The following is a 17,616-nucleotide window of genomic DNA, read 5'->3' as shown; positions in this document are numbered from 1 at the left end:
TGGTTTGGCGGGGCTTTAATGATTGCGTCAGGGTGTGTTTATGAGCCGCCCACGAGACGCATGCCTGCGGCCTGCGTCTCGTGAGCTGCCAAGAATTAAAGACAGAAAATCCAACAAACAAAAGTTCACAAAAAAGAAAAAAAAATTGTATCCGAGAAGTTTAGAACTCAGACTCAAAGTCTTCAAAGGTCAGGGAGGACACAATGCCCTTCTGCTTCAAGACCTCGCGGGTAAGCAGGAAGTAGACCATGGAAAGTGCCTTGCGACCCTTGTTGTTCGTCGGAATGACGAGGTCAACATTGTTGGTCTGGTTGTTGATATCACAAAGTGCAATGACTGGGATACCGGACTGGACAGCTTCAGTGATAGCCTGTGCATCTCCGATCGGGTCGGTAACAATAACGACTTCCGGCTCAACGTACTTCGGAAGGACCGGGTTGGTGAGCGTACCCGGGATGAACCGTCCGACATGGGAAATTGCACCAATCGTGCTGGAGAACTTCTGTGCCGGGTGCTGACCGTACTGACGGGACGTTACCACGAAGATCTTCGGGGACTCGTAACGTGCAAGGAACTTTGCCACCTGCTTGATACGTTCATCGGTCTTTCTGATATCAATGATATACAGACCGTCAGAGCGGACGCGGTAGATGAACTCCTTCATGTCATCGTCTTTCTGCTGGGTACCGATGTGGACACCGGCTGCCAGATACTCTTCTACGGATACTAACGGTTCGTTTAATTCAATTCCAAGTTCATTGTCGGTCATTTTAGAAATGCTCCTCAATTCTTATAAGTTCATTTAATTTAGCAATACGCTCGCCGCCAACAATACCGCACTTCAGGAAGCAGCAGCCAAAAGCCGTGCCAAGATGTGCGATGGTAGTGTCGGTTGTTTCACCTGAACGGTGGCTCATCACCGTCTCATACCCGTAATCACAGGCAAGACGGATCGTCTCAAAGGTATCAGTCAGGGTTCCGATCTGGTTTGGTTTGATTAAGACGCAGTTACCTGCCTCAAGAGCAATGCCCTCTTCCAGACGCTCAACATTGGTGACGAAAAGATCGTCGCCGCAGATTAACGTGTCACGGCCTGTAACCTCTTCGGTCAACATGGCAAAGCCTGCAAAGTCCTCTTCCTGAATCGGATCCTCAACATATACCAGATTATACTGGTCCACCAGTTCGGCGATGTATGCGATCTGCTCCTCAGTAGTGCGTTTTGCATTCTTATACACATACCGCTCAAGATCAGCGTTCCACATCTCGGAAGCCGCGACGTCAAGACCCATGCGGACCTCGATTCCCGTCTCATCCTGAACCTTGTTTACTGCTTCGGCAACAATTTCGAATGCTTCGGCATCACTGATGTGAGGAGCCCATGCACCTTCATCACCTTTGCCGCAGCCTTTTCCGCGCGCGACAAGAATGCTCTTCACCGTCTTGTGCACAAGTGCATTGGTGAAGACTGCTTCGCTTGCGTTTCCGGCACCGGTCGGCACAATCAGGAACTCCTGAATGTCGGTCGCACCCACAGCGTGAGCGCCGCCGCCGATAACATTACCGAGCGGAAGCGGCGTCTGGTCCACGAAGGCTCCTCCAAGGAACTGGAAGAGCTCCATGTTCATTGCAGATGCCGCAGCTTTGGCGTTTGCAAGAGAAAGTGCAACCGCGATGTTTGCACCGATACCGGAAAGGTCATCGGTTGCATCCACGATGTGCAGTATCTCATCAAAACCGCGCTGATCCTGAGAATCAAGATCGATCAGCTCAGGAATCAGGCGTGTCTGCGCGTCAGCGATCGCTTCGCGGCAGGGCCGCACCTTCGCCTCATAGATACCGGTTGATGCACCGCTTGGAGCGCATGCACGACCGTATCCGCCGCTTGCAGTCAGAATCTCCGCTTCAATGGTTTCATTGCCGCGGCTGTCAAGAATTCTCCGAAGAGTAACTCCATCAATTGTGGTCATATTACAGAACCTCTACCTTCTCACCAATGCGGCGCTTTACTGTGATAGGGACCATATTACTGTCGTACTCAACCAGAGCGATCTCAAGCGGATCGATCTTTGTGGTTCTGACGAGGATAGGGGCACCCATCGAGATCTGTAAAGCACGAGCACCGATGATTCTGGCCCGTTCATAACGAGTGTATATCATTGGCAATCACATCCATAAAACATAAAATGGAAAAATGGGGTCGCTGAGATTCGAACTCAGGTCACTACGTCCCGAACGTAATAGGATGGTCCAGGCTACCCTACGACCCCGCATCATTCATGCATCACGTGTAGGGATACAGCTCATCAACCGTCTCTTTATGCGAGAGAAGCATGCGTCTGCAGCAGTACCGCTCAAGTCCGAGAGAGTCGAGAATCTCTTTCGGGTCCTCACCGGCAGCTTTGCGCTGTTGATATTCTTCCCATACCGTGGAAATTACTTTACCACAGGTGAAACATCGAACTGGTATCATTAGTTATCCTTCTAAGGTTATTAATTTGTTGTTTTGCAAAGGAAGGGGAGATCCCTCCCTTTTGCAGAACAAATGTTCTGAGAGCGAATTTAACGGTACGACTTCTGGAACCGTGCACGTGCACCGCGTCCATGCGGCTTCTTGGCTTCCTTCTGACGGGAATCGTTGACAAGAAGCGTACGGTCGTAGCTGAGGTAAACCTCTTTAATGCGCGGGTCGTTGGTCCAGTTCAGGATGCCGCGGCCGAGTGCAGTACGAACTGCCTCTGCCTGGCCCATGACACCGCCGCCGGAGACTTCAATCTCAACATCGGCGCCGTCAATTGCACCCGGTGCAAGAGCGATTGCCTCGGCAATCTTCATGCGGATGATCTGACTGCCGTAAACCTCGAGCGGAACCGAGTTGATACGGACTCTGCCCTTGCCCTCTCTGAGAGTTGCGCGGGCAATTGCCGTCTTTCTTTTACCACTGGTGTTAATGATCTTCATCTTTTTCCACCTCTTAGTACTTTGCTCCAAGGTTGGTGCTGATTGCACCAACGGTAACGTAGCGTGCGCTGCTTAACCGGTTGCGGTGTGCTGCATCAAGAACCTCTGCCTCAGCATCCTTCAGCTCGTAAGGAACACCGACATAGGCCTTGACACGGCGGAACGCTGCTGCTCCGGGCCGGGTTTTGTATGGAATCATACCGCGGACCGTGCGTTTAACGATCTGGTCCGGGCGTCTCGGGTAGAACGGACCGCCTTCAACAGAACCGCGGACGCGTTTTACATAGTACTCTTCCATAACCATCGCGCGGGAACCGGATACGATTACTTTCTCGGCGTTAATGATAGCAATCTCCTCACCGGCAAGAATGCGCTGAGCGATAAGGCTGCACATTCTTCCGAGAAGAAGATTCTCTCCATCGATAACAGTTACCATTTTTCAGTTCACCTCAGGATGCGGACCCGGCTGCCTTTCGGGTTTGCTGCGACAAGCTCTTCGATTGTCATGCAGCTGCCTTTGGCTTCCATGATTTTTTCACGCGCAGCGTCGGAGAAGTTGAGTGCTGCAACCTTGACGGGTGCGGCGATCGTACCTGCTGCCAGGACTTTGCCCGGAACAATGATGATCTCATTCTCGCTTGCGTAGCGGCTAATCTTTCCGATGTTAACCTCAGCGTAGTTCTTGCTGGACGTGTTAAGGCGTCCGGCAATCTCGCGCCAGATATTGGCCTCGTTTTCCCGGGATGCCCGCTTGAGCATACCAATTAAGGATTCGAGGCGGGGGTTTGTCTTATTCATTTACAGTCCCTCCGTGGATATGTCCTGTAATGCATCAGTCAGGTCTGTGGATCGTGACTTGATATGCAGCAGTGCTCTTTCGATGATCTCTTTGACCGGCAGAGAACCGTCGCTCTCGACAACGAAGACGAACTTCGTGCTGTCGGCACCAATGGTGATTGCAGGGTTTTCGCCGATTCCGCTGTTCATGCACGCAGTCTGACACAGACGGCACATGGAACAGTCTTTTTCTTTGCTTTCGCCGTTTACTACGCGGACACGCACTTTGTTCTCGGATATTTCAAGAACATCGCGGGGACATTCGTCGACGCATTTTTTGCATCCGTCACAGGTGTCGTGGATGGTGATCATCGGGAACTCTTTGTAACCGCATGCAAGCGTTGGCTGCCATTTGGCATGCTCGCTGCCTGTGTTGAGTTCTGCGACCGCTTCCAAGACAACCTTCTGGTTTTCCCAGAGCTTTACGATTGGCACGTTATTGTGTACCGGAACGGTACGCGGGTCCATCGAGATCAGATCACCGGAGGTGAGCATTCCCGGACCTTCTTTGCTCATAGTAAAGGTGATGGTGCATTGTGGACAGCCAACACCTTCGCAGGAACATTCGCTGCGGCGGACAAACTGGGACAGGTCCGTTTTAATCGGAACCATACCGAGTCTGTGGGCAAGGATCTCATCAAAGAGAACACTGGTGTTGTCATAGATACGAACGTCTTCGATGGCAAGGGTTGGTACCTCACCAATCATTGAGCGTCTGAGAGCGTTTGCAAATGCCGGAGTCGCTCCGCTGATAGTAAACCGTGCGACAGAGTCATCAAGCCTGCTGAATACAAGATCCATTCAGACTCTCCTGCCTCTTCTCCCACCCGCTGCGCGGATGCTGTCGTGCGGTACCGGGGTCACGTCTTCGATTCTGCCAATGCGCATACCTGCACGGGAAAGTGCACGGATTGCTGCCTGGGCTCCTGGTCCCGGAGAGCGCTGCTTTCCGTTTCCTGGTGCACGAACACGAATGTGAAGTCCGGTGATTCCTTTTTCTTTTGCTGCCTGGGCAATGTTGATCGCCATCTGCATTGCTGCATAGGGAGAAGACTCATTGCGGGCCTGCTTGACAACCATGCCACCGCTGCTCTTGCAGATGGTCTCTGCGCCGGACAGGTCGGTGACGGTGATGATCGTGTTGTTAAAGGAGGCAAAGATATGTGCAATGCCCCACTTTTCGGTTGCTTCTGCCATAGTTACGCCCTCACATTCATAATACGCTGGCGTTCACCGTTTGCGGAATCTGCAAGGCCTGAGGTTGCATAGTATGCAACACCTGCCTCTTCGGAAACGGAAACCATGTAGCCGGGTACGGAGACACGCTGGCCGTTGATGGCGATGTGTCCGTGGGTAATCAGCTGGCGTGCCTGTTTCGGGCTGCGTGCAAGACCCTTGCGGTAGACGATGGTCTGCAGGCGGCGCTCAAGGATGTTCTCAACTTTTAAGGTAAGAATGTCATCCATTGCGGCGTTTGCACCGACCATGCCGTAGCGCTGAAGGGTGTTGATCAGCTCGTCGCGGCGTGCAACGGTTTTCGGGGTCTCGCCGGCGGCGGACATCATAGCGAGCACTTCACGAGCTCCTCCGCGGTGTTTGCGAAGGACTTCGGTTGCTCTCCAGATCTCACGCTTGTTACGAAGACCGTAGGTGATAGCAAGTACTCGCTCGCTCTCGATACGCGACTTTTCGAAGCGGCGTTTCGGGGAGGAGTACTGTTTGGTGTTCTTTCCTGGGTATCCCATTTTATCTCACCTGAGTTTAGTTCCGCCTCTTGGAAACACCGACAATCTTTCCGAACCTTCCGGTGGACTTGGTGCCCTGACCACGTACCTTCAGGCCGTTCTCATGACGAATGCCGCGATAGCAGCGCATCTTCTTCATGAGGTTGATGTCGTCTTCTTTTGCGAGCGCAAGGTCGCTGCCGTAGAGGTGCTTCGGTTCTCCGGAGTACACATCTACCGGGCGGTTGACCATCCATGCCGGAACTGAGGTCGGATACGCAAGTACCTGTTCCTCAATGCGCTTGACATCTTCGTCTGCAAGAAGACCCATTGTTGCATGGGTGTCGACTCCTGCACGGCGGGAGATGACGAGTGCGGCGTGGAGGCCGATGCCCTTAATTCCGGTCAGCGCAAGCTGGACCGGCTGGGTACCGTCCAGATCATTGTTAATGATCCGCACAAAATATTTCAGTTCTGACTCTTCAACCATGATAGTCGCCTCTCAGTGGAGAGATAAGTCTCATACGTTATGAGCGCTTCGTACTCCTGAACGTCGGGGAATGTTTCACCCCGCAATAAGCGCAGACGGAGGGATTTGAACCCTCGAGTCCCAGGGGGACACAGGTTTAGCAAACCTGCGCCATACCAGGCTTGGCTACGTCTACAGAGAACTCCGCATCTTACACCTGCAGAGACTGCAGGCAGCACAAAAAACCGCGAACGGTTCATTGTACTTTCGACACTCGCGATGCTGTACTACACAGATTTCTGTGCAACACTTCCGGGACATGCCCGATACACCGCTCCACTAAATTGAGTGCTCTAATACATAGGGAGTGGGATGATATAATACTTGTGTCAGGGGCTTTGCACCTTTGTGCATGAGCCGCCCACGAGAAAACGGAACACACCGAACTTCACGGAAAAACATCACGGAGCAGACGTGAACATCACGGAATTCTAATACAATTCATTTGGTATGAATGCGAAGTATCAAAAAATATTTCCGTGCTGTTTTTTTCTGTGTGTTCCGTTTTTCCCGCGAAGCGGTAAGCAGGCCGAAGGCATGCGTTCCGCGAGTGGCTCTGAGATACATAATGCCCCAAAACAAAAAAATTAGGAGGCAGGAACTGCTGTCACCGTATTCTGATAAAATCCGGTCATCACATCAGCCATCTCGTACGGCTCTTCCGAAAAGATTCCATGGGTGCATCCCTTGAACTGGATGAGAGATGCTCCCGGAATTTTCTCCGCAACAACAAAACATCCTTCAACAGGCGTGACATCATCTTCAGTTCCGACAATTATCAGAACATCTAACGTAACATTTCCCAGCTGATCGGTTACCGGCACAGACTCTTTGATCGCAACAGATTCATAATAGATTCCCTGCTCAGTTGCAGGGTCGGCAATTGAACTCTCCACCACACTCATTAAGGATTTGCAGTACGGCTCATGGGGAGACGGCGTAACGGATGCGAGGACAAGCCGAATGATTGCATCAGGGTGCATGACCGCGAACTCAAGACCGATCGTGCTGCCCATCGAGTGGCCGAACACATACATTCTCTCATACCCAAAGGTTTTGACCAGAGCAGCGGCATCATCAGTAAGCTGATTCATTGTGTACGGAGTTGACGGATCATTGGATGAGTAGCCCATTGCGCGGTGGTCATAGACATAGACATGATAGTTCTGAGCAAGCTCAGAGATAAAACAAGGGTCCCACTCATCCATCGTCATCCGGTATCCCACTATCATTAATAGAGGATCAGTATTTTCTGTACCAAATTCCCGGTATCCTATGGTGACATTGTTTACCTCGACATACTGAACCGGAGCACTGAGATACCATTCCGTGAGGTTGACCGTGGAGACCTCAGTCACTGTGGTCTCTGAAACGACACAGCCTGCGCCAAAAACACACAAAACGAGAAGAGACAGCAAAAAAGCAACAGACAATATTTTTCGCATGATACAAATACTATCATCCAGTTGCCAGATAAAGATATGGTTTTTCAGGCGCTGTATCATCAATTATGAGCAGCCCACGGAAAAACGGAACATACAGAACCCGAAAACAATGCATTTCCATGATGTTCACGTCTGCTCTGTGATGTTTTTATTTCTGTGTTTTCCGTTTTTCCGTGGGCGGAGCTACGATCAATGCCGAAGATTGGTTTCTAATAAACGAATTTATGGGCAAAGCCGTTTTTCCGTGGGCGCCCCATTAATAAAGATACAAGAGGGACCGGGACATCACCTATATAGTCTCGTCCGCCAAATAGATATTCCACATGAAGCTGAAGATCATCGAGCTCGAGAAGAACAAGGTACGACTGAGTCTCGAAGGAGAAGGACACACATTTATGAATACACTGACCGAAGAGATTCTCGCAGATCCCGAAGTCGATGTAGCAAAATATGTGATCGAGTACCAGTTCTCTGACCCGGAACTGTTCGTCACCTTAAAAGCAGGATCCAAAAAAGATCCGGTAGCAGTTATCCGCGATGCATGCGTCCGCATCTCATCAAGATGCGATGACCTGCTTGGATACCTGAAGAACTGAAGATCATCTTTCTGCCCCAAACCACAGGTTTATGGGCAAAAACCATACTAATACTTTTTTATCTATGCTTGATGAGATACGGTATGCCCCGTCCAAAGACACGAAAGTCGCGTATCGTATTGTGGGGTCCGGATCTCCGCTGGTGATCGTAAGCGGGCTCGGCGATTCGATGGATGCCTGGAAGGAGTCGATCGTGCAGACGCTCGCAAAAGAGTACTGTGTGATCCTGCCGGACAACCGAGGCATGGGCCTCACGAAGATCGGGTCGATTGCTCCGCAGAAGATGACGATATCCCAGTATGCAGAGGATGTGTTTGCAGTGATTCAAAAGGAGGGGCTTACCGGCATCTGTCTTCTCGGCCACTCGATGGGAGGAATGATCGCGCAGGAGTTTGCGCTATCTTATCCTGACACGGTAAAAAAACTGATGCTGTTTGCAACCGATTACGGGCCGGAGTCTTCCTACCGTGCCCGCCTGATGAACCGGTGTGTTCTGCCCCTACAGGCACTTTCAGTGATTGCGCCCTGGCATACGAAAGGGTTCCGGGCAGGCGCGTGCGCTATTGCGTCATGGAAGGGAACGGCGGAACGGCTGAGTACAATACAGTGCAAAACTCTGCTGTTGTTTGGGGACACTGACTTTCTGATGCATATCGAGGTGGGGCATGAGATGCATACGATGATCAGCACGTCAGCGCTGAAAGTCGTTGCCGGAGGAACGCATAGGATGCATGATCTCTACCCGAGAGAGTTTGCAAAGACGGTTCAGGCATTCTTTGGCGAAGCTGCTGAGCAGAAAAAAGAGTAAATTTTTAGAGAATTTTCTGGGTGAATGCAACAGAGCCGGAGATTCTGGTGATTCTGACCTTGACGTTTTGGCCGGCTTTGGTTCCGGAGACGTACAGAATATATTTTCCGATGTGTGCAACGCCGTCGCCTTTTTTGCTGATGGATTCGATGTGAACCTCAAGCTCTTTGCCTTCTTCGATTGCCGGGCCCTGGACTTCGGTCTTGACTTTGCGTTTTCTGATCGGACGTTTAGAGCCGCATGCCTCGCAGAGAAGCATCTGGACACGGTCGTCTTTGACGAGTTTGGTGTCCGGACGGCCGCATTCGGAACAGATGACATAGTCGTTGACATAGGTTTCAACGATTGCAACGAACTGAGATTCTTCGAATTTGCCGTTGAAGACCGCACGGCTGCCGTCGATCTTGCCGGCAGTTCCGAGTTCACCAAGGATGAACTTCATGAAGTGTTCTTTCTCTCTGTTCAGCGAGTCGGCAATATCAGCAAAATTATCCAGAACGGTGGTCTTGCCCTCAATATAGATCTTGGTTTTGGGCATGACGAAACGCTCGCCCGTGTCTGTCGGCTCAGACATTCCCGAGTACGCCGATTTTAACATATCCTCGTATGACTCGACCATGCAGTATACGTTGGTGCTGAATGCATAAAGTTCTGGTGTCATGAAAAATGATTTTCATTTATGAAGGGGTTGCGTGTGGCTTCGTTTGTGGTAACCACGGAATGCACGGAACAACACAGAGCTTCACGGAAAAAAATGCACGGAGAACACCTGCGGCGCCGGAATGCACAGAAGAACTAAGGAGGCGGGAGGATTTCTCGTGGTTACTCCAAATAAAAACGAGGGCAAAAGAATATCTCTTTCTTATGTTTTCCCGCGAAGAAATGAACAGACCATAAGCATGTGTTCCGTGCATTCCGGCGCCGCAGGCATTCTCCGTGCATTTTTTTCCGTGAAGCTCCGTGCAACTCTGTGCATTTCGTGGTTATTCCAAGTAAGACCGCAGGCGAAGAATCCCAAACACAACCAAGCATCCTGATACAGGTATTTTTCCCCATCCAAAACAAATACTCTGATCATTATGCTGGCAGCAAAAGATGAGGCCTATATCCACTCAGTTCTCGGACGAGAACTCACCCCGCTGGAGTCGGTGGCATTTGAAAACCTCTGGAGCGAGCACTGCAGCTACCGCTCCACGAAAAAATTCCTGCGAACCCTTCCAACCACAGGCGATGCAGTCATTGTCGGGCCCGGTGACGACGCGGCTATCGTGCAGTTCAGCGACGACACCTTCCTCGCACTTGCCATGGAATCCCACAACCATCCAAGCTACATCAACCCCTACTCAGGAGCCGCGACCGGCGTCGGCGGAATTGTGCGTGACGTATTCTCCATGGGAGCACAGCCGATCGCAATCCTCGCACCCTGGTACTTCGGCAGAATCGAAGAAGAAAAAACAAAATGGCTGATGAGGAACGCAACCGCAGGGGCTGCCGACTACGCAAACACCATCAACGTGCCTGCACTTTCCGGCTACCAGATGTTTGACGAGAGCTTCATGGGCAATCCCCTCATCAACGTGGTGTGCCTCGGAAAAATGAAAGCAGGCAAGTTCATGTTCGGCAAAGCATTCAAGATCGGATCAAAACTTCTGCTCTTTGGTGCGGCAACCGGACGCGACGGACTTGGAGGCGCAGCATTCGCATCAGGCGACATCGCAAAGGATGCCGGAGACGAAGGAGTGAAAAACACCTGCGTTGACGGAAACCCCGCAGTCGAAGCAGACCTGATCAAGACAACGCTCGAACTTTTCGAACGCGGACTGATCCTTGCCTGCCGCGATCTCGGAGCCGCAGGACTTGGCGGCGCATCATCAGAGATGTGCGTAAATGTCGGCGCAAGAATTTTCGCCGACGCGGTCCCTCTTCGCGACACCAACATGAACGAAGTGGAAATCATGCTTGCCGAGTCACAGGAGAGGATGATTGCAGAAGTCAAGCCGGAGAAAGTTGCGGACGCCGAAGCGGTCTGCAAAAAATACGGCCTCGCCTATGCAATTGTGGGTGAGACGACCGGTAACGACCAGTACGTGGTTGAGTTCAACGGAAAAGTTGTCTGCGAACTGCCGATCAAACTGCTGACCGAAGGCGTCGTGGAAAATGATTTTTCCGAAAAACCCTACGAGGCAGAAAAGCCGTTCGCAAAACCTGCGGGAACGATTTCAGAGCTCGTCAGAAAAGTACTTTCCCACCCCGACCTCGCGGACAACAGCATGCATGCTGCCCAGTTTAACTCGCAGGCCCAAGGGAGGACCTACTGTGTCACTCCGTTTTACTCGGTGCTCGAGCTTGACGGCATGGGACTCTCGGCGGCATGCGGATGCAATGCCCGCCACACCTATCTCAATCCGCATGCAGGAGCGGCAAATGCAGTGCTTGAACTTGCCTCGCACATTGTGTCGGTTGGCGGAACACCGCTCTGCGCTCTGGACAATCTGAACTTCGGCTCTCCGGAAAAGCCGGAAGTGATGTGGCAGATCTCAGAGTCAACGAAGGGTCTCGGCGACATGTGCCGCGCTCTGGCAATTCCTATTGTTGGAGGAAATGTGTCGCTCTACAATGAGTCGGATGCGTACGGTACCAGCATCAAGCCGGCTCCGGCAGTTGCGATGTTCGGCAAAGGAGATCTGATCGGCTGGGAGTGGCCGGACAATGGCGACATGATTGCAGTTGTCGGTGCAACAAAGGAGGAACTTGGCGGATCGGTGCTGGACGCAGTGACCGGTTGCGGCGGTGCGGCACCGGCAGTAGGCGATGTGAAGGCGCTGCCGGCCATTCGTGAACTGGTGGAGAAGGCGCAAGTGAGCGGATGTATGGCGATTACCCGCGGCGGGTTGTTGTATGCGCTGGCAAATCTTGCGGCGCAGGCCGAGGTGCAGCTGAAAGGCGATGCCGTGACGAAGCTGTTCTCGGAGACCTACGGACGGTTCTTAGTGACGTTTTCGGATGAGCATTTCCTGAAAGAGAGTGGTGTTTCGTATGAGATCATCGGAAAAATTACCGAGAGCGGAAAACTGACGATTCGGACCGACACAGAAGTTGTCGTGCTGACCCAGCAGGATCTTTTCACTGCAGGAAGCACGATCACGAAGGCCTGCCGTGCACGGTGAAGAGAAAAAATATTTTTTTAAGGGAGGTTTGTTACCGCATGATGCGGTTACAAAATTATTCCAGTAAAATCATCGGATGTTGAAATTATTCGCAGGTCTCCGTAATCTATATTTTTTGTTACCGCTGTTACCGCTAAAACAGTACTGTTACTATGAGTAGTATTTTACTTACAAACACAATGTCAATACATCGATAACAAAAAATGAAAGTCTGTTTTATTCGCAGAGAATAGAGAATAACTCCTGAATACGAGTCAGTTTTGTTACCGCATAGTGCGGTAACAGATCATGGTTCCGCCAAAATAAAAAAAGAAGTTTTACTCAACTTCCAGTCTCAGACCACCGAAGATGCCGGCAGCGAGATTGTAGATGAAGGCGATGATTGCGCCGACAATGAATCCGACAATCATGCCAATGATGGCAACGATTACAACCGTGAGGACGGTGATGAGAATTCCTTCACCAAATGATGTGAGCATTGATAATCCCGGAATTGCAGTCATGTTGAAGATGGCAATGAGTGCCGAGATGATGCCGACAATAATGGAGATGACCAGATAGATTGCCGCACTCAGTTTGGCGGCAGACCAGACATCGATGTGCTTTACCTCTTTTGTTTCCATAATACAGAAAAATGATTTCTGCTACTACATATATCTACGGTTTGGCTGGGTGATGATCCGAAACGCGCATCGCATGCCCTGAGTTCATTCATCTCTTTGCGAGAATGCATGAAAGAAATAAGATGATGGAAGTTATCTGTCCTTGGTCTCGCTTGGGGTAACCCCCTATAAAAATCTCAAAAATGAAAATTATTCTTTTGCGTGAAAATCAGAGATTATGACCAAAGTATATGACTTGCCGGATGAGTCTATAAAAAAATAGAAAAAATCAAAATTACTGTGGGAAGTTCATCCCGCCGCCATTCTGATTCCTGCCTTCACCAAATCCTTCGCCAAACCCTCCGGCTCCTCCGCCGCCGCCCATCGATCCCATATCATTCATATTGAGACCGGACGCATCGATCAGTGCAGAAGGATTTTCGGTCTGCCCGGCATCAGTGGAGGGAATGCTCTCGTCCAGCTGACCTGCGATACTTTCAGCGCGGAGCTCGCCAAACAGCTTCAGGGCCTCAATTGCTTTCTGATACTCTGCGTAACTGTAGAACGCAGTAGGGTCTGCTTCTACAGAAGGGCTGATGAGATCATTGAGCGAATCAATTTTTGCCGCAAAGTAGCCGCTCGCAAAGTAACCGTCCAGAATCTCTTGGAGATACTGGTGATACCGCTCCTTGTACTCAGGCACTTCGAGAAGCTTTCCAATCAGCGGCCGGTCCTCTAGAGACACGCCGGTAACCGGCGTGTCGATCGGGAAATTCACTGAACTCGTCGCACTTCCTGACTGGAATGCACCGAATGCCAGATTGAAGTCCCACGGCAGAATCGAGATCTGTCCTTTGCCATCCTCGTAGAGATAGTAGTTGTGCTTCAGGTTGCTCACATAACTGTCGAGATTTACCAGGGCAGTGTTTGCCGCAAAGTAGCGGAGAACCTCATCCACATCAACATAGGTTTCCAGATCAGTTCCCTCATTCAGATGTTTCAGGGCGGTTACCACCCGCTGCTTGTCGGCAGTCTTGGTCTTTTTGAGAACCGTATTGTTGAAGATATGCGCATAGCTCTCAATACTGTCGTCGGTATAGATCAGATCCGCACCTCCGCCGTTGCCGCCGAACCCTCCCATATTTCCCGGAACCATATTTCTGTTTCGTTCCGAGAACTCGAAGGTGGTGGTGCCATTCTGCTGCCTTGAAGAAGGAGTCATTGCAGCAGGATCAACGTTTCCCATCTCCATACCTGCCGGAGCGTCTCCCATTCCGCCGAAACTCTCCATGCCCTCAGGACGTTCGCCGCCCCCACCAAATCCTCCACCTCCGACATTATCCATGCTCTCGGGTTTGTAGAGATTGCCATAGTTTACGCCAAAGACGCGGGAGGCGAAGTCGTCTTCGACTGACTCGATCATCACATACAGACCAAACGGCTCGCCGTTAATCGAAATGTTCGCATAGGTCACCAAGGGAGTCGGCACACCCATATACGCCATCAGATCATAGGAGAGATACTCCTTCATGTAGGTCGCATCCTGAATCACATTGTTTATCACGAACTCAGAAAGTCCGGCAAAACTCTGATCATTCACATACTCGTCAGCCTTCAGCTTGAAGCTGTACCGGTCCGAGTCGCTGGACGCAACCTGCGAAAGACTGGTCAACCCTTTGGTTCGTATGCCGACGGATGGATACGTGACTCCATTGATCACAATATCGCAGCGGTGATACTCCTCAGCGAGAGGGTTTGTTAGGATGTCATTCCACTGGTCATCGCTGATCACAATATTGATCTCAGTGATGGTATCCTCGTCAAACATGGATGCATAGGTGACGGTTCGTTCCTTCTCGGTGATGCCGAGAAGGTCAGGAGCAAACATCAGTACCCCAACAAGTACCGCAGCTGCGACCACGCAGAGTATGGTGATGAGGTTGATGTACTTTGCATCGATCATGATTTTACGTGAGATACTCTCCGTTATAGGTGACAAGAACGGCGCTTGATACTCCGGGAAGCGTTGCGATGCGGTTGATGAACTCGCTGGTCTCACCCGCGAGTCTGACCTCGACGGTCAGCTCGACCGAGCCGGTCCGGACCGTTTTGGACCTGAGGACGAGTTTTTTCACGCTGAGCGAGAGGATGTCCATGATCTTCTTCTCGGTTGCATCTCCGTCGCAGTCGACGACCAGAATAAACGGCTGGTCGCGGGATTTTTTGCGGGAGAAGACGAGCAAAAAGACACCAATAGCAATTGAGCCGAAGAAGGCAAGCGGGATGAGTCCTGCGCCGAGAACAATTCCGGCAGAGATTGCCCAGAACAGATAGGTGATGTCCATGGGATCTTTGACTGCGGATCTGAACCGCACGATGGAAAGTGCACCAACCATTCCGAGGGAAAGGATGATGTTGGAGCCGATCGCGATGATGATCATGGTGGTGATGAGGGCCATGGCAATCAGGGATATGCCAAAGCCTGATGAGTACATCACGCCGCTGTAGGTCTGTTTGTAGACGAAGAAGATGAAGAGACCGAGAACGAAGGCAAGGCCCATGGCTATGATCATGTCCGTGAGCGAGAATGAGGTCACGGTGGTCAAGAGGTTTGAGGAGAGGATGTCGTTAAAGGTCAGCTGTTCTGTCATTTTTCATCGCCTCCGGTTGGTATGTATGGTTTCATGATAGTATCCTAGTTTATCCAAACATTCTAGCAACAGCGTATTTGGAGAAGGCTGTTGCCTTTCTGTTTTCGACCTGAATCATGTTTCTGATGATGTCAGGGAGGTAGTTGTCGTACTTTACTTCGAGAATGATGACTGAGACGCCGTAGGTTGAGACGGTCGGCATTTTCGGATCAAAGAGATCGGTTGTTCTGATGCCTGTGGTGATGTTTGAGTCAAGGGTGACTCTGACATTGCCGGGCCCGTAGGTGAACGGTTCGCGGGTGTAGTCGACGAGAGTTTTCGGACGAAGCTGTTCGTACCGCATTTTTGCATAAAGTTCGGTGAGAAGAGCGTGACCGGCATTTTTCATCCAGTCGGTGTCGCCGACAAGCAGTTTTTCGCACTGGTCGCGGGTGACGGGAGCTGATATTTTGCAGGTGAGTGCGTTTACTTTGGTCTTTTTTTCGAGGCGGACGAATGAGTCGTCATCGTTGTAGAGCCTGATGCGAAATTTTTCGCGGTTGTTGATGCCGTAGAGTTTTTCGTAGAGGGCTTTGTCGCCAGGGGTGTCAAAGTAGAGGCTGCGAATTTTGTAGCTTCCGTTTTCGTCTGCATGTTCGTCAGTGTCTGCGATGGTTGACATACGCTGACGAATGGTCAGGTAGTCTGCGTGGTTGATATAATATTTAAGTTCATGTCGGAATTTTTGTTCTTTCACGTTGTTTATCACTCCTGAGATACGACCCCCAAACACAAGCGGGAGATTCGTTATGATAGAGGTGTGTTGTAAAGATATATTAACATAATGGAGATTGTTGCAAACATTATGACTTATTACCTCGACAATATATATAGTGATGCGGTGATGTGGATTTGCTTTTGGATTTTCTATAAGGGCTCTCGCGCAGAGTAACTACATGCCGCGAAATTTCTGCAAATGGAGGTCATTTTTTCTTCGGAAAATTTCTGTTCACGATGTCAAATATTTTTCGAATTTTCTGATCAAGGCATACCATGGAAATACCTTCATTAAGAAGGACACACTATATGTTTATCGAGAGAATATGATGCGTAGCAGGAGGGAGGGCGGAGTTTCACCCGTGATCGGTACAATTCTCCTTGTCGCAATCACGGTTGTGTTGGTCGCGATTGCCGGGGCGATGGTTTTGGGATTTGGTGATGCGGTCAGCGGAGGAAAGATTATTGGAGTGGTGCCGCATACTACCGGAGATGATGCGAAGCCGCTACAGCTGACATTCTGGGGAGAAGATCTTGTGAAGATGAAGGGGGTGCAGGTGGCTGTTGCGACTGCTGAGGGGGTACGGATTGGTAGTCCTGTGGATAACAAGACAGTATTTTCTGACGGAGTGCCGGTACTGATTGAGTTTGATGAGAGTTTTGCGGAAGGCGAGTATCCCATGGCGATCACGGCGACGTTCGATGATAAGACGGAGCAGGTAATCTATACCGGAAAGATACGGATTGGGGCGATTGGGAAATACCTACCTGAAGCAAAGAATAGGGCAACTCCGGTAATTGTGATTGATAATTACAAGACTATTAAAGATACTAAAATAGCCGAACTCAGGGCGATTGTTTTGGAAACAGAAAAAAACGAACCATATAAGATCATAGAATATCGTTGGGATTTCGGCGATGGAAACTCAAGTAGAAACTCAGTTAACAATACCATCCACCAGTATGCAAAAAAAGCGGGTAACTATACAGTTACATTGGAAATCGTCTACGATGATATGACCAAAAACACAGCAAATACAACGATAATTTTCGAAGACGGCGATTCAATAGAGACGTATCTGAGTGATTTCAAATTTACCCATCCGACAGGATATCACTCGACCAAATTATTCCATTCAAGTATTGTTGAAATGGACCACAGACTCATACAAAATGACACCGTGACATTGTCAATATATTTAAAAACGGATCAGCAAATGATAGATAGTAAGAATGGGGATAAGATAGGGAATGTCCTCAGTTGGGATATTATAATAGAAAAATCTGACTCAGCTGGTGGTAACAATAGATATACGAATACGACCGTTAAACCAAAGGGTGAAAACAACTACCAATATAAGTGGAGCGAGATATTTAATGTAGGAAGTAACACGTGGGACCCTAAAAAAGTAGAACCAGGAAATTCGTATACGATCACGCTGACATTGAATTTAAAAGATGAACCACAACTCACCCGCGAAGTTAAGGTAATTGTGTACTAGTCTCTGAGATATCCACTGCATTTTACAATGCAGGCAAC

Annotated in this window: 21 protein-coding genes and 2 tRNA genes; 4 read left to right on the top strand and 19 right to left on the bottom strand. The window is 50.1% G+C overall.

Annotated features, from left to right (window positions below; all coding sequences use genetic code 11):
• Positions 1-160 precede the first annotated feature (160 nt).
• The 14 genes from rpsB to McpCs1_RS00240 form a co-directional block, all read right to left on the bottom strand.
• Entirely contained in the window at positions 161-769 is a 609-nt protein-coding gene (gene rpsB / locus McpCs1_RS00305) for a 30S ribosomal protein S2 (RefSeq protein ID WP_338095268.1), read from the bottom strand.
• A 1-nt stretch (position 770) separates the two neighbouring features.
• Positions 771-1,970 carry a phosphopyruvate hydratase gene (gene eno / locus McpCs1_RS00300; RefSeq protein WP_338095267.1) on the bottom strand — a complete coding sequence of 400 codons (1,200 nt, stop codon included), beginning with the start codon at positions 1,968-1,970 and terminating at the stop codon, positions 771-773.
• A 1-nt stretch (position 1,971) separates the two neighbouring features.
• Positions 1,972-2,160, bottom strand: a complete 189-nt coding sequence (locus McpCs1_RS00295; protein WP_338094913.1) for a DNA-directed RNA polymerase subunit K — start codon at positions 2,158-2,160, stop codon at positions 1,972-1,974.
• Between the two features lie 35 nt (positions 2,161-2,195).
• Positions 2,196-2,270, bottom strand: a tRNA-Pro gene (locus tag McpCs1_RS00290).
• A gap of 14 nt (positions 2,271-2,284) precedes the next feature.
• A complete protein-coding gene (locus tag McpCs1_RS00285; RefSeq protein ID WP_338095266.1) occupies positions 2,285-2,473 on the bottom strand; it encodes a DNA-directed RNA polymerase subunit N in 189 nt (62 codons plus the stop codon).
• Positions 2,474-2,562: 89 nt separating this feature from the next.
• Positions 2,563-2,961: a 30S ribosomal protein S9 gene (locus McpCs1_RS00280; RefSeq protein WP_338095265.1), complete on the bottom strand. Its 399-nt coding sequence runs from the start codon at positions 2,959-2,961 to the stop codon at positions 2,563-2,565.
• Between the two features lie 13 nt (positions 2,962-2,974).
• Positions 2,975-3,397 carry a 50S ribosomal protein L13 gene (locus McpCs1_RS00275; protein WP_338095264.1) on the bottom strand — a complete coding sequence of 141 codons (423 nt, stop codon included), beginning with the start codon at positions 3,395-3,397 and terminating at the stop codon, positions 2,975-2,977.
• Positions 3,398-3,405: 8 nt separating this feature from the next.
• Entirely contained in the window at positions 3,406-3,759 is a 354-nt protein-coding gene (locus McpCs1_RS00270) for a 50S ribosomal protein L18e (protein ID WP_338094910.1), read from the bottom strand.
• Positions 3,760-4,599 (bottom strand): DNA-directed RNA polymerase subunit D, encoded by an 840-nt coding sequence (locus tag McpCs1_RS00265; protein ID WP_338095263.1) that lies wholly within the window; start codon positions 4,597-4,599, stop codon positions 3,760-3,762.
• Positions 4,600-4,995, bottom strand: a complete 396-nt coding sequence (locus McpCs1_RS00260; protein WP_338095262.1) for a 30S ribosomal protein S11 — start codon at positions 4,993-4,995, stop codon at positions 4,600-4,602. It abuts the gene before it with no gap.
• A 2-nt stretch (positions 4,996-4,997) separates the two neighbouring features.
• Complete coding sequence (locus tag McpCs1_RS00255) at positions 4,998-5,543, bottom strand: 30S ribosomal protein S4 (protein WP_338095261.1); 546 nt, start codon at positions 5,541-5,543, stop codon at positions 4,998-5,000.
• Between the two features lie 16 nt (positions 5,544-5,559).
• A complete protein-coding gene (locus McpCs1_RS00250) occupies positions 5,560-6,012 on the bottom strand; it encodes a 30S ribosomal protein S13 (protein ID WP_338095260.1) in 453 nt (150 codons plus the stop codon).
• Between the two features lie 90 nt (positions 6,013-6,102).
• Positions 6,103-6,187: transfer RNA gene (locus McpCs1_RS00245), tRNA-Ser, on the bottom strand.
• Between the two features lie 451 nt (positions 6,188-6,638).
• Complete coding sequence (locus McpCs1_RS00240; protein WP_338095259.1) at positions 6,639-7,409, bottom strand: alpha/beta fold hydrolase; 771 nt, start codon at positions 7,407-7,409, stop codon at positions 6,639-6,641.
• Between the two features lie 410 nt (positions 7,410-7,819).
• Between McpCs1_RS00240 and McpCs1_RS00235 the strand changes: the two genes are divergently transcribed.
• Positions 7,820-8,092, top strand: coding sequence for a DNA-directed RNA polymerase subunit L (locus McpCs1_RS00235; protein ID WP_338095258.1), 273 nt, complete (start codon positions 7,820-7,822; stop codon positions 8,090-8,092).
• Between the two features lie 64 nt (positions 8,093-8,156).
• Complete coding sequence (locus McpCs1_RS00230) at positions 8,157-8,900, top strand: alpha/beta fold hydrolase (protein WP_338095257.1); 744 nt, start codon at positions 8,157-8,159, stop codon at positions 8,898-8,900.
• Positions 8,901-8,904: 4 nt separating this feature from the next.
• On the opposite strand, the gene McpCs1_RS00225 is transcribed toward McpCs1_RS00230, so the two are convergent.
• The gene (locus tag McpCs1_RS00225) at positions 8,905-9,519 is read right to left on the bottom strand and encodes a translation initiation factor IF-2 subunit beta (RefSeq protein WP_338095569.1); all 615 of its coding nucleotides are present in this window, start codon (positions 9,517-9,519) and stop codon (positions 8,905-8,907) included.
• A 460-nt stretch (positions 9,520-9,979) separates the two neighbouring features.
• On the opposite strand from McpCs1_RS00225, the gene purL reads away from it, so the two are divergent.
• Positions 9,980-12,067, top strand: a complete 2,088-nt coding sequence (purL, locus tag McpCs1_RS00220; RefSeq protein ID WP_338095256.1) for a phosphoribosylformylglycinamidine synthase subunit PurL — start codon at positions 9,980-9,982, stop codon at positions 12,065-12,067.
• A 317-nt stretch (positions 12,068-12,384) separates the two neighbouring features.
• Here purL and McpCs1_RS00215 read toward each other — a convergent pair whose 3' ends face one another.
• From McpCs1_RS00215 to McpCs1_RS00200, 4 genes are all read right to left on the bottom strand, one after another.
• Positions 12,385-12,690: a DUF3566 domain-containing protein gene (locus McpCs1_RS00215; protein WP_338095255.1), complete on the bottom strand. Its 306-nt coding sequence runs from the start codon at positions 12,688-12,690 to the stop codon at positions 12,385-12,387.
• A 274-nt stretch (positions 12,691-12,964) separates the two neighbouring features.
• The gene (locus McpCs1_RS00210) at positions 12,965-14,632 is read right to left on the bottom strand and encodes a CotH kinase family protein (protein WP_338095254.1); all 1,668 of its coding nucleotides are present in this window, start codon (positions 14,630-14,632) and stop codon (positions 12,965-12,967) included.
• A gap of 4 nt (positions 14,633-14,636) precedes the next feature.
• Positions 14,637-15,320 carry a DUF4956 domain-containing protein gene (locus McpCs1_RS00205; protein ID WP_338095253.1) on the bottom strand — a complete coding sequence of 228 codons (684 nt, stop codon included), beginning with the start codon at positions 15,318-15,320 and terminating at the stop codon, positions 14,637-14,639.
• 49 nt (positions 15,321-15,369) lie between these two features.
• The gene (locus McpCs1_RS00200) at positions 15,370-16,056 is read right to left on the bottom strand and encodes a polyphosphate polymerase domain-containing protein (protein WP_338095252.1); all 687 of its coding nucleotides are present in this window, start codon (positions 16,054-16,056) and stop codon (positions 15,370-15,372) included.
• Between the two features lie 382 nt (positions 16,057-16,438).
• Here McpCs1_RS00200 and McpCs1_RS00195 point away from each other — a divergent pair, with 382 nt between their 5' ends.
• On the top strand, positions 16,439-17,578 hold the full coding sequence (locus McpCs1_RS00195) for a PKD domain-containing protein (RefSeq protein WP_338095251.1): 1,140 nt from the start codon (positions 16,439-16,441) through the stop codon (positions 17,576-17,578).
• Positions 17,579-17,616 lie beyond the last annotated feature (38 nt).

Source organism: Methanorbis rubei, from assembly GCF_032714495.1.
Taxonomy (GTDB): Archaea; Halobacteriota; Methanomicrobia; order Methanomicrobiales; family Methanocorpusculaceae; genus Methanocorpusculum; species Methanocorpusculum rubei.
Note: the sequence above shows the minus strand (reverse complement) of the source record. Positions and strands in the feature narration are given on the sequence as shown.

What these genes read in the sequence shown, in the direction of transcription:
- purL (WP_338095256.1), top strand. Translation starts at nt 9,980, where the DNA reads ATGCTGGCAGCAAAAGATGAGGCCTATATCCACTCAGTTCTCGGACGA.
- McpCs1_RS00255 (WP_338095261.1), bottom strand. Translation starts at nt 5,543, where the DNA reads ATGGGATACCCAGGAAAGAACACCAAACAGTACTCCTCCCCGAAACGC.
- McpCs1_RS00265 (WP_338095263.1), bottom strand. Translation starts at nt 4,599, where the DNA reads ATGGATCTTGTATTCAGCAGGCTTGATGACTCTGTCGCACGGTTTACT.
- McpCs1_RS00215 (WP_338095255.1), bottom strand. Translation starts at nt 12,690, where the DNA reads ATGGAAACAAAAGAGGTAAAGCACATCGATGTCTGGTCTGCCGCCAAA.
- McpCs1_RS00270 (WP_338094910.1), bottom strand. Translation starts at nt 3,759, where the DNA reads ATGAATAAGACAAACCCCCGCCTCGAATCCTTAATTGGTATGCTCAAG.
- McpCs1_RS00275 (WP_338095264.1), bottom strand. Translation starts at nt 3,397, where the DNA reads ATGGTAACTGTTATCGATGGAGAGAATCTTCTTCTCGGAAGAATGTGC.
- McpCs1_RS00295 (WP_338094913.1), bottom strand. Translation starts at nt 2,160, where the DNA reads ATGATATACACTCGTTATGAACGGGCCAGAATCATCGGTGCTCGTGCT.
- rpsB (WP_338095268.1), bottom strand. Translation starts at nt 769, where the DNA reads ATGACCGACAATGAACTTGGAATTGAATTAAACGAACCGTTAGTATCC.
- McpCs1_RS00280 (WP_338095265.1), bottom strand. Translation starts at nt 2,961, where the DNA reads ATGAAGATCATTAACACCAGTGGTAAAAGAAAGACGGCAATTGCCCGC.
- McpCs1_RS00225 (WP_338095569.1), bottom strand. Translation starts at nt 9,519, where the DNA reads ATGGTCGAGTCATACGAGGATATGTTAAAATCGGCGTACTCGGGAATG.
- McpCs1_RS00250 (WP_338095260.1), bottom strand. Translation starts at nt 6,012, where the DNA reads ATGGTTGAAGAGTCAGAACTGAAATATTTTGTGCGGATCATTAACAAT.
- McpCs1_RS00210 (WP_338095254.1), bottom strand. Translation starts at nt 14,632, where the DNA reads ATGATCGATGCAAAGTACATCAACCTCATCACCATACTCTGCGTGGTC.
- McpCs1_RS00235 (WP_338095258.1), top strand. Translation starts at nt 7,820, where the DNA reads ATGAAGCTGAAGATCATCGAGCTCGAGAAGAACAAGGTACGACTGAGT.
- McpCs1_RS00260 (WP_338095262.1), bottom strand. Translation starts at nt 4,995, where the DNA reads ATGGCAGAAGCAACCGAAAAGTGGGGCATTGCACATATCTTTGCCTCC.
- McpCs1_RS00285 (WP_338095266.1), bottom strand. Translation starts at nt 2,473, where the DNA reads ATGATACCAGTTCGATGTTTCACCTGTGGTAAAGTAATTTCCACGGTA.
- McpCs1_RS00205 (WP_338095253.1), bottom strand. Translation starts at nt 15,320, where the DNA reads ATGACAGAACAGCTGACCTTTAACGACATCCTCTCCTCAAACCTCTTG.
- eno (WP_338095267.1), bottom strand. Translation starts at nt 1,970, where the DNA reads ATGACCACAATTGATGGAGTTACTCTTCGGAGAATTCTTGACAGCCGC.
- McpCs1_RS00230 (WP_338095257.1), top strand. Translation starts at nt 8,157, where the DNA reads ATGCTTGATGAGATACGGTATGCCCCGTCCAAAGACACGAAAGTCGCG.